General features: G+C 41.5%; 9 protein-coding genes and 1 pseudogene. 6 read left to right on the plus strand and 4 right to left on the minus strand.

Features of this window, described 5'->3' with window-relative positions; all coding sequences use genetic code 11:
- Window positions 1–232: 232 nt before the first annotated feature.
- From F7734_RS45310 to F7734_RS45320, 3 genes are all read right to left on the minus strand, one after another.
- Window positions 233–1,804, minus strand: a complete 1,572-nt coding sequence (locus F7734_RS45310) for an EthD domain-containing protein (RefSeq protein ID WP_155750909.1) — start codon at window positions 1,802–1,804, stop codon at window positions 233–235.
- Between the two features lie 76 nt (window positions 1,805–1,880).
- Complete coding sequence (locus F7734_RS45315) at window positions 1,881–2,651, minus strand: glucose 1-dehydrogenase (RefSeq protein WP_155750910.1); 771 nt, start codon at window positions 2,649–2,651, stop codon at window positions 1,881–1,883.
- A gap of 93 nt (window positions 2,652–2,744) precedes the next feature.
- Window positions 2,745–3,809, minus strand: a complete 1,065-nt coding sequence (locus F7734_RS45320) for an aldose 1-epimerase (RefSeq protein ID WP_155750911.1) — start codon at window positions 3,807–3,809, stop codon at window positions 2,745–2,747.
- A 701-nt stretch (window positions 3,810–4,510) separates the two neighbouring features.
- Here F7734_RS45320 and F7734_RS45325 point away from each other — a divergent pair.
- The 4 genes from F7734_RS45325 to F7734_RS45340 all read left to right on the plus strand — a co-directional run bounded on the left by F7734_RS45325 (window position 4,511) and on the right by F7734_RS45340 (window position 6,929).
- Window positions 4,511–5,137, plus strand: a complete 627-nt coding sequence (locus F7734_RS45325) for a flavodoxin domain-containing protein (protein ID WP_155750912.1) — start codon at window positions 4,511–4,513, stop codon at window positions 5,135–5,137.
- 289 nt (window positions 5,138–5,426) lie between these two features.
- A complete protein-coding gene (locus tag F7734_RS45330; RefSeq protein WP_155750913.1) occupies window positions 5,427–6,077 on the plus strand; it encodes an FMN-dependent NADH-azoreductase in 651 nt (216 codons plus the stop codon).
- Window positions 6,078–6,342: 265 nt separating this feature from the next.
- On the plus strand, window positions 6,343–6,609 hold the full coding sequence (locus F7734_RS66450) for a UBP-type zinc finger domain-containing protein (RefSeq protein ID WP_155750914.1): 267 nt from the start codon (window positions 6,343–6,345) through the stop codon (window positions 6,607–6,609).
- 44 nt (window positions 6,610–6,653) lie between these two features.
- Window positions 6,654–6,929: an Eco29kI family restriction endonuclease gene (locus tag F7734_RS45340; protein ID WP_243147425.1), complete on the plus strand. Its 276-nt coding sequence runs from the start codon at window positions 6,654–6,656 to the stop codon at window positions 6,927–6,929.
- A 562-nt stretch (window positions 6,930–7,491) separates the two neighbouring features.
- Here F7734_RS45340 and F7734_RS45345 read toward each other — a convergent pair.
- On the minus strand, window positions 7,492–7,695 hold the full coding sequence (locus F7734_RS45345; protein WP_155750915.1) for a hypothetical protein: 204 nt from the start codon (window positions 7,693–7,695) through the stop codon (window positions 7,492–7,494).
- A gap of 197 nt (window positions 7,696–7,892) precedes the next feature.
- Between F7734_RS45345 and F7734_RS62490 the strand changes: the two genes are divergently transcribed.
- Together F7734_RS62490 and F7734_RS45365 are read left to right on the plus strand one after the other, a co-directional pair.
- Window positions 7,893–10,247, plus strand: a complete 2,355-nt coding sequence (locus tag F7734_RS62490; RefSeq protein WP_207714358.1) for a pentapeptide repeat-containing protein — start codon at window positions 7,893–7,895, stop codon at window positions 10,245–10,247.
- A gap of 867 nt (window positions 10,248–11,114) precedes the next feature.
- A pseudogene (locus F7734_RS45365) lies at window positions 11,115–11,312 on the plus strand (hypothetical protein); the annotation flags it as partial.

Consider the following 11,312-nt stretch of genomic DNA (forward strand, 5'->3'; position numbering starts at 1 on the left):
TGCTCGGTTAAGCATAAAAACACGCAATTACGTAGGTTGGGTTGAGGAACGAAACCCAACATTTATCGGCATTTGTTGGGTTTCGTTCCTCAACCCAACCTACAATTCTCTTAACCGAGCAGTATTGGCAAAGCATTAGCTTTTCTTTGATGCAAGATGTTAGTTCATTGTCATCAATTAACGGAACTCTTATCGTTTTTATACAAGTACACTTGGTCAAGTTTGGGCAAGGTTAAACCTCGACTAGCGACCATTTAGATTCAACTAGCGACCACTTAGGTGCAAATCCTGTTGCTACCCTTTGTTTTCCATCAGGATGTTCAGCATAAAATTTCTTCATTATACCCTGTGGAGAAACCCTCTTTCCTTCACTGATAGTCATTACCGATGATGTATTTGGAACAGGAATTTTTGGATCGAATACGGGATTAACGTCCATAAAAATTCGTAATTCTGAGAACTTATCTCCTTCTACCCTGAAGATGTCGCAACAAGGAAGTGCAACTATAGAGCCGTCCTTGCGCCAATAATAGACATCCATTTCAACGAACACGACATCTCCGACTTCCCACATCGTCTTAATTTCGTGGTAAACTGCCAAGACCTGACTATGGAAATTATCTGAAGATCTTTTAATAGCAGCTTTATCAAAACAAATTTCAAAGTTGCCGAATTGATACACAGGTGTATCGGTGAAGAATTCACAAAATCCTTCTGAATCAGCGGACTCACCTCTGGCAAATAAACGCAGGACTAGATCTGACGCTGTTCCGGGAAATTTATCCAACATAGTTCTTTCCTTTTTTGTAGTTATGTCGAAAACTTTGGCCTTTGAAAACGAGGAATTAGGCTTGCCGTTGTTCTGTTTACCGTTACCGTTTAAGAGAGAAACCTGACCATTCATGAGAGAAACTATATCCTCTTGAAGTTGATTAGTTGCTCCTACTTCCGTGATTAGCTCTGCCACCTTGGAACTCCGTTGCCCTGCTAAGGTCATCTTGCCATCGTAGACAAAAGTGTTAGCAGTTCTTTCGGGAAATGAACTGATTTGCTTGACATACTTTGCCTGATCCTTCACCGCCATTACGTACTCTTCTGAGTCAAAGAACTTTTCCATTTCTAGATAATTCTGGAAAGCAATTTCAAAAGCAGCTTGATATTGCTTCTCTGGAGGTTCAAAATGTACTACTCCTGCGGCATCCGGACGTGAATTGTCTACTTCTTCAAACAGATGCAGTCGAAATTTTAGAACTAAATCACTCTGAACTACAGCAGCAGCAAAGCTGTCGGTCATATATTGACGAAAGGCTTCTACACTACAGGTATCAGCTTTTTTGACCATAACGTGAAATTTCAGAATTCCGAGATTCCCGTTTGGGTCTTCAGTTGCAATGCGATCGATATAAGTTTTGGAATTATCAGGGCTCGTGTTGTAACCAATTGCCTTGCTAAATATGTTGTGTTCGTCATTCATGAGAATGGCAGACGCTTTAAACCAGGTCTGACGGTCTGCTTCGGACATAAAGGTTAATTCGGCAATACCATCAAACTGGTCTTCTGGAAACGAGTCGTACTCTATGCCCTCAATAGTTGGCCACAGACTGCTATCATTATGATTCAAGTGAAACTGCCAGTACTGGTGCAATCCTGGTAGTCGAGCACAGACTGGACCGTGAACATTTCTCCAATACTCGTCAAAAACTTCTAACGTAATTCTTTTTCGTTTCCATAGGAGAACGTAGAATACTACTTTTCCCTTTTGATCGCGGATTGCATAATCAAACTTTGTTGTTGTTAATATCATTTGTCTAACACCATTTGGTTTGCCTTAAGATAAAGGAGCTAAACATCTATTTATCGTTTTGTAACCCCTTCTCCACTTACCAAGTTTCAAGTTGAGCTGTCAGACCACCATCTACAAAGAGTTCGGTACCAGTAATGAATGAAGCCTCGTCACTGGCAAGGAAAGTAGCTGCATAGCCAATATCCTCAGGGGTACCAATGCGCTTCATCACCTGCCTTTGCTCGACCGCATGCTGTTGCTCAATTGGGTTATCGTAACTACTAAAGAGTTGTTTAATCAGAGGCGTCATTACCCACCCTGGAGAAATGGCATTGACCCGAATACTCGGACCGTAATCAATAGCCATGTTGCGAGTCAAAGCGGTCATTCCACCCTTGGAGGCTGCATATGGTGCAGCTCCGTTAACTGTAGCACGAGAATGCACTGACGACATATTGATAATCACTCCTTTGCCTATAGTCTGCATCTGAGGAATGACATACTTAGAGCAGAGAAATGCTCCTTTGAGGTCGATAGCTAAACAGCGATCCCATTCCTCGTTAGTTGTATCCAGTACCGACTTGTAGATGCCAACACCAGCATTATTGACAAGAATATCAATCTGACCATAAGCGTCGAGACTTGTTCGCACCATTTTTTTGACGTCTTCTTCGTTTGAGACATCGCACTGGACAAAAGTAGCTTTACCGCCCTTTTGGCGAATTTCCTCAGCAGTCTGCTCGCCATCTTGAACATTCCGAGCAACAATAACGACTTTTGCTCCTTCTTGAGAGAAGACTGTAGAAACTCCCCAACCAATGCCTTTAGACCCACCAGTAACAATTGCAACTTTATCTTTGAGCTTCATGATTTAACCTCCTTAAATCAATAAAATTGTTCTCAACTAGATTTGTTTAACTAAATATTTATTTGATATTCAAATTGCAGTTGAAATTGAACATTACTCTACAATGCCATTAAGTTGAATACGGTTGATACCTTCTCCCTGATAAGCAACAGCAACCAATTCTGTTTCAATAACTTCATTAGGCTTCATAATAAGTGCGGTGCCATTTTTGATAGCATTACCCACGCCACAAGGTGGATAACTAGTGAATGGTTCAAGAGCACAATTGTATGTACGTCCATACCACGGATAATTTGTGTGACCACCATAGACTTGCCACATCCAGAGACACTTGAACAGCTCTTTGTCCCAAGCCATCCCGAAGCCTACACCCAGCCTTTGATTAGTTAGACCATACCAACCCTCGGTCAATTCTTTGAAAAACACTATATCTACCGACTGAGTTTCTTTGGAGAGTACACAAGTAACATCTTGCAATGTAGCTGTACGTTTATTTCTGACCTTTGGAAAATCATAATCCTCTCCAGGTTCCCACAAACCATTTGGATGGTAAGCCATAACTTCAACTTTGGCAGCTGGCGTCATTACCACACAACTGTCATCCAAGAAAGGTTCTCCAATGGCGGGGTGATGACCCCACATTATGGCGAATTCACCAACTGACTCGTTGAGAAGGCGTTCGTGAATAAATAATGCAGCAATACCACGTTTTAGTGACATTGTGCGCTCAAGCACCAGTGGTGAACGGTAAAGACGTACATACGTGTGTAAAGTAACTTTCTCTTGAGTGTCTTCAATAATAGTGGATTTAAAGGGCAGAAGCGAGACTTCTCCATGTAAACCTTGATAAGTCCCCATATAAGGTTCATTAGCCCACCCGGCTGATGGTAGTATCTCTTGCCAACCTCCATAATAGTAATCGTGAAAGGCTCCCTCAGGCAATGCACTAGTAGCCACAAAAGGCCGTCGCATAGGAATGGGCGATTGCCACATAAAGTCTAGATCGCAGGGCTTGTAAGTAAACTCAAAGATATCCGCACCTTTTTCTAGTAGCAAACCTACTCTAAGTACATCATTCTCAAGGTAAGCAACTTGCATCCCTTTATAGGTATAATCTAAACTAATGCGGCAACCTTGTTTTCTGCCATGAGTATACATGATTATATTCCGCAGTATTATGAAAGTAAAACCTTTGCAAAAGTAAGAAGACCCAAGTATTGGGGAAGAGACTGGGAGCAAGGGTTTGATTTTCCCTTTCACCCACTTCTGCAACAGGTGTACTGAATCTAGTTTGCCTACTTAAAAAAGTCTTAACCAGCGAAGATCTAGATGTTAATAACAAATTTAAGTTGTGATATGCTCCGCTTAAAAAAACTACTTCCGTTCGCCCATTTTTTTTTGGGAGTTATGAAAAATAAGGATAAATAACTATATCCAAGGACATATTCTCAAAAATCTCGAGTGAGGATAAATTTTGTATTATATGGAACACTGATATATATTTATCTCAGTGTATTATGTTTTATATAGAAGTTAGGTTTGATTTATGAACTCACTAATGAGTCCTATGGTAATTGATATGTCTATTTGTACTAGGATTTATATTTATTGTTTCCCCATTCTTAAGTTTGATTTGGTAATGTATTAATTAAATTATCCTAGATGTCTGTTACATGGATAATTTTTTCCTCACAATTGAGAAATCTGGGAGTTTACCAACTTGACAAAAGTGCAGTTTTCTAAATTTCTCACAAATTAATAGGACTGGGATTCTGAGCCACTTATCTGAGCAACAAGTATATCTATACTACTTAAAAAGTATGGATATGCCAACAACTACAACCCATTGGAGAACCTAAATGACGAAAGTACTAATCGTGTACACAACAAGCAACGGTAACACCCGGCGAATGGCTGAAGCAGTGGCAAATGGCGCTAAGTCGGTAGAGGGTAGTGAAGTTACTCTCAAAGAAGCCCATGAAGCTACGCTGGATGATGTACGTACTTGCAATGCGCTCATCATCGGTTCGCCAGTACGTCACCGGAGTGCCGACTCTCGTATCAAGAAGTTCATTGAAGATGTTTGTGAGATTCTCTGGCTCAGCGACGAGATGGTTGGCAAAGTGGGTGGTGTTTTCACTGTGGGTGGTGGCTACGGCGACTGCGGCGCAGGTTGTGAACTGGCACAACTTGGATTGCTTGGAGCCTTAGCAGCAAGTGGTATGATCTTGGTGACTCTACCGAAAACAACACCGGGCTTTCAAGTCGCTGGAATGCACTGGGGACCGCATGGGCGATCGGGAGGATCGAGTATGGAACCAGTAGGTATCAACTCTGAGATAATGCAGGCTGGATGGCACCACGGCGCAAACGTATGCAGGATTGCGGCAATGCTTAAAGGGCATGACCTACTAGCGCGGGGAAATATTGCACCATCAGCAGACCTCATTGCTATGTTTGCAGGAATGAGCAGCACTGAAAAATAGTAGAAAGTGACAACGGTTGGCATAAGTTTGTTCTTAACTATCCGATCTTCGCTAGCTAAAACCTGCCTGAATTGCAAAGATAGATGACGAAAAGACGATTGTTCATCGATTGGCTGTTTGCCACAACCATCGAACAGTAAGGTCACCTCATCATTCTGGTCAACAACACGGGTACTACCGGGTATCTACTTCTAACTGTTGTGGTAAGCGACCAATGTGCAGAGCGTAAGCTTCACAAACGCCACCACTCCAATACTTGCGTCTTTAGATTTTTTCAGGAGAATTAGCAATGGCACATATTCTGCATATTGACGTTAGCCCCCGTGCTGAACGCTCCCATTCACGGTCATTGACAAAACACTTTATCTCAGCTTGGAAAGAAGCTCATCCTGACGACACCATTACCTACCGAGATTTAGGTCACTACCCGGTTCCTACCTTAGATGAATCCTGGATTGCTGCTTCATTTACACCATCGGACAAGATTACTCCGGAGTTGGCAGAGGCGATTAAAACCTCTGATGAGTTGATTGATGAGTTACTTGCCGCAGACTACTATGTTTTTGGCGTACCTATGTACAACTTTAGCATTCCATCTATCTTCAAGGCATATATTGACCAAATTGTTCGAGTTAGACACACCTTCATAATTAGTGACAAGGGCTATGAAGGCTTGGTAAAAAATAGAAAAATGCTAATTGTCACTGCCCGTGGTGGTAGCTATGAACCAGGTACTCCTACTGCTCAGTATGACTTTCAAGAACCGTTTCTACGGACAATTTTTGGCTTTATCGGCATTACAGATATCACATTTGTTAACGCTGAAAATCTTGCTATGCATGGCGAAATTCGTACCCAGTCTCTAGCTAATGCTCGTGCTGCACTTGACAAAATAGTGGTTAATTGGTCCGAGGCTAATATTTCCTTGCTGCACGCATAAGTAACTTCTGTTTAATTACCTAGATAGGACTTATGCATTGACAAAAATCATCAGGTATGAAATAGGGATTTTCAAGCATTAATCTTTGATTTTTCCAATATTTAGTGAGCGATCGCTGTCCATCTGAGGGTGTCGTCAAAAGCTTGAAACGACTGAATTCTTTTAACACATATGATGTCCTATTTGTACAGTGCATAAGTCTTACCAGAATGGTTTTACAGCAATTTTTATTTATTTAAACCACAAAGTGCGTAAAGGAAAATACATGACTGTGAAGTGTACACATCTTAATCAGTTACAAGCCGTCAAACCCAGATCCCATGGCTGTGAGGAATGTTTGGCAACCGGAGACACCTGGGTTCATTTGCGATTCTGTCTAACTTGCGGGCATGTTGGTTGCTGCGACTCTTCTAAGAACAAGCACGCCACCAAGCACTTCCACAGCACCGATCATCCCCTCATAAAGTCTTTAGAACCTGGTGAGAACTGGGGCTGGTGTTATGTTGACAAAACCCTCGTGCATTTATCCTAAGATATTAACTAAAAAAATCTGAGGCTTCACAGGTAAAAACCTGGTTGCAACCTCCTCGCCTACGCATTGGTGCAGAAAGCGAAGAAGAAAACAGTCACTTTATATGTAGGTGCAGTATTATTTCTGACTTTGGTATCCATGCACCAGGTAGGGGACGAGGAGCACAAATGCGTTCGATGTGGGATGAAATACACCCCGGACGATCGTTTGCAGTACAGTTACCAGCTAATCCGGTAAGGAGTGAGAGTTTGCAACCCCAGGTAACGCAACATTGTCAGAATTTAGCCGTGCGGTTGGCTTGGACGGTAGAAAAACGCTAACAACCGCATTTATGGCTCGTTAACTGAACTCCAGTAATGGAAAATAGAGTAAAATGCAATTTTTTTGCACATTTTTTATGCTATGGAAATTTTTTTTAAATTTTTTTCTATTGCCAAATTCCGGCTAGACAACTACCAAATTCCAACTCTGGAGACGTGGATAGTGAGAGGTTATCTGGTTAAAAGTGACGTGTTAACTTGTTATTTTTGCTTTATTATCAACAGTAATTATCTCAAACTGTTATTATTGCGTTGAAAATGGCTGAGGAAAACAATTGGCGATCGCCCTGTATCAGTTGTGTAAGTGTATATTAATACATATGTATTAAAGCAGAGCGATTGCCTGTGCCAGTTGCGTAAGTCCTGAAGCCATCAACTCAACAATTTACACCAATCGCTGTGCGATCGGCGAGCGAAGGAGGAGTATAGCCGTATCGCTCTTGCTTATTGGTAGAGACACACCGGGGATGCGATACGGCTGCAATGACTTTTTGTTACATACCTCGGTTTTTTTGCGCCTCTCTACTTATTAAAGTAGTATTCTTAAAGTATTTGAAACTTGCTAGTCTTCGGGCGGATTTACTGCCACTAAAAACTTCACATCTTCCCGAGGCAGTTGGGCATATACGTTATTGCCGGGGAGAGGGAACGCAACCTTTACCCCATCAGAATCGCTTTGTAAGACCATTCCCACAAGACCTTCTGACAATTCATGGCTAACATCGCGCTTCAATTCAACTAGGTCATTCTTTTCAATGGGTGTCATATTTTCCACCTCCAATTATTACTACCTGAGTGCGCTATATAGTCTTAGGTACAAGTATTCCGTTAACTATGACTTATCAAGAGTCTCTTGAACCTCCTTCTGAGGTAAGAAGTTTAACGATGACACTCCCTCTAAAACCGGAAAACTAACGGAAGAAGCTGTATAACGATGTGTAAGGAAACATTTTTTGGCTCGTTATGCCCCACGATTACTCCGGTCAAAATCTCCGTGGGCGCTCCTTCCGAGGTAGGAAACTTGAAGGGGCAAATTTTAGCGGTGCAGATATTAGAGGATGTGATTTTAGCGGTGCTAACTTGAGAGGGGCTAACTTCAGTGGTGCTAAAGCTGGACTGCAAAAGCATTGGGTCGTTAGCTTAATATTTCTCTCATTCCTTTTAATAGGACTCATAGGATTTGTCATAGCACTCAATATTCATTGGGCAGAAGAATATTATTTGAGTATTGAAGGGATTAAAAAATCTACTGTCATCCCTGGTGTGATGATATACATCTTAACGCTAATATCTACATTTATTGCAGCTCGACTCGGGATGGAAACAGCTTTCTCAGCTACAGCTTTGGCGTTGGCTATAGCTGGAATTGGGATTGTCAGCGGAGTTAAAACTTCACTCCTAGTTTTCATGAGTGTGGCAGGCATTGCTGGGGCTGTGTTTGTAGTTTTCATTGGAGCTGTCGGTGGGACTGTTATTTGGGCTGAAGATTGGTCAGTAGTTCAAGCTGTAGCTTTCATTTGGATTTTAGCTGGGACTCTGTTTTCAGTTTGCTTGATGATTGGATCGAGAATTGGAACTGGGGTTTTAGCTGTAGTTTGGATTGGAGGTTATGCTTTGACTGGGGGATTGTTTACCAACTACTGTGCTTGGCTAATTTTAGTGAAAAAGCAGCAATTTACCTTAATTCAACAGACGGCAGTTTTTGTCATTAGTAGAGGTGGCACTAGTTTTCGTAACGCCAATTTAACAGAAGCGAATTTCCAATCGTGCCAACTTAAAAGCACGGATTTTAGAAATGCTAATTTGACCCGCACCTGTTGGTTTCAAGCCCAACAGCTTAATATTGCTCTTGTCGGGACAACGCCCATAGAAAAATTACCAGTTCAAGAGTTAGTAGTTACAAAACTTGGGCAAGACAAAAACTTTGATAATCTATCGCTACGAGGTGTCAATCTATGTAGTGCAAACTTAGCAGATGCCAGCTTTATTGGAGCTGACCTAAGTTCAGCCAACCTACAAGATGCCAATTTATCCAGAGCAAAACTAGTACAAACCCAGTTAGACGGAACTGACCTCACAGGTGCAACTCTCACTGGAGCCACCATCGAAGATTGGAATATTACAAGCAATACAATACTACAAGAGGTAAGGTGCGACTACGTTTTTATGCGACTTCCCACTCCAGAAGACCAAAACCCCCACCGCAAGCCTGATAATTGGAACGAAACTTTTGCTTCGGGTGACTTTGCTGACTTTATCAAACCTATCGTTGATACCCTCGACCTTTATCACAATTCCAACGTTGACCCCAGAGCGATCGCAATCTCCTTCAAACAACTTGCCGAAAACCATCCAGATGCCGAACTTGAAATTGTGGCAATGGAAAAAAGGGGTCAGGATAAATTTTTACTCAGAGCAAAAACTTATCCCACGGCTGACAAATCCGAACTGAGTGCAGAATATTTTACTATTTATAACGAACTAAAAGCACTAGCACAACAAGAAATTAAAGCATTAATGGCAGAAAAAGATAACAGAATTGCCAGTTTAGAAAATATGGTAGTGACGGCATTACAAAGTCCCAGTTTTTATGCTGAAACTTATAATAACCAAGGAGATACCATGCCAAGAAAAGAGTCTAATTTCAACTTACAAGGCGCTCAATTTGGTGGAGGGTTAGTCAATGCTGAAACCGTGAATGCCCATCAAATTGGCGGTAACATTACCAACTACACATCACAACAACAGCAGAACCCAGAACAAGTCAAAACAATTCTTATCCTGGCAGCCAATCCAAAAACCACAACGTCATTACGGTTAGATGAAGAAGTCAGAGAAATTGATAGCGGATTGCAACGTGCTAAAAAACGCGATCGGTTCGACCTCAAGCAACGCTGGGCTGTACGAATCCAAGATGTCTATCAATCGTTACTCGACTTCAAGCCACAAATCGTCCATTTCGGGGGTCATGGTACGGGGGATGATGGTTTGGTACTGGAGGATGAAACTGGGAATGTACAGTTGGTAGATACCATTGCGTTAGCTGGATTGTTTGAGTTGTTTGCTCCTCATATTGAGTGTGTTGTCCTCAATGCTTGTTACTCGCAAATTCAAGCAAGTGTCATTTCTCAGCATATCCCCTATGTTATTGGGATGAAGAAGGAGATTGGCGATCGCGCGGCAATTAAATTTGCAACAGGCTTTTATAGTGCGATCGGGAGTGGGGAATCAGTGGAGTTTGCTTACAAGCTTGGGTGCAGTATAATTCAGTTAGATGGCATTGCGGAACATTTAACTCCCGTACTGAAGAAGAAATAGTGGTCAATACTTGTCGGTTAAGCTAAAAATTCAAATTTAAGGTAGGTTGGGTTGAGGAACGAAACCCAACATTTGTCAGCATTTGTTGGGTTTCACACACGAGTTTACCCAACCTACAAAAACGCTTATCCGAGCAGTATTGAAATAGTGGTAGTGATGCATAGTAATGATTTAAGGTATAAATTTTATCCTAGATGCGGTTAGCCTTATAATACAGAGTCGCCAAAATCGCTCAAACCTACGTGAAGCTGATAAATGGTTTATTTCATTCAGATTCGAGGCAAGTAAACCAGATCTGAAATTAGAAGACACTTGGTTTTTCTCCGAACACTCAGTAGTAGGTGTTGATTTAGGTGTTTTAAACCTTGCCACATTGTCTACTGAAGAGGTTATTGAAGGAGCTAAATCTTACAAAAGATTTAAAGTTGTGGTCTCAACATTAACAGAGATAAAACGCGGCTATCAATCTTAAGAATTATTCGTCCGTTGCTGCTAGTTAGGCAGTGTGAGCCTGTGGACTGGTTGTCGTCCGAACGAGCCAGAGTGAAGCAGGAATGATGTATGTATATCGATTCCGAACTAGCTGAGTATACTTGGACGATTTGCTAAGTACCAACAGGGGGGGTAGAAAGCAGGTATTAAAGAGAGAGCGTACACAAGTAGGTAAATTCATGATATCATTGGAGCAGTTTGATTTATATGCCAAAAAATTGTCCAGCCTGCTTGGAACAGGTTGCGTGGTTTAGCAGCTCGATAGCTTGCTAGTGCAAGCTCTTGAGTATACAAAGTTGTAAACATTTTCAAAAAGTATATCATGATTCTAATTTTTTGGCAAAAGTTTGAAAAAAAATAGAGTAGGTTAAGATAATGCCTCTTCCCAAAGTAGCAGTAGTAATAACAGATATAGAGAGAGAGGCGCTTATACACATAGCAGCCACAGGAAACGGACATATTAGCACTAAAGCTAAAGTCTTGTTAAAAGTGGAACCTGGAGAAACGACTACAGCAATAAGCAAGGAATTAGAAGTCAGTCTTGGCTCAATAGTAGGATGGAAAAAGAAGTGG

The sequence above is a fragment of the Scytonema sp. UIC 10036 genome (assembly GCF_009725235.1).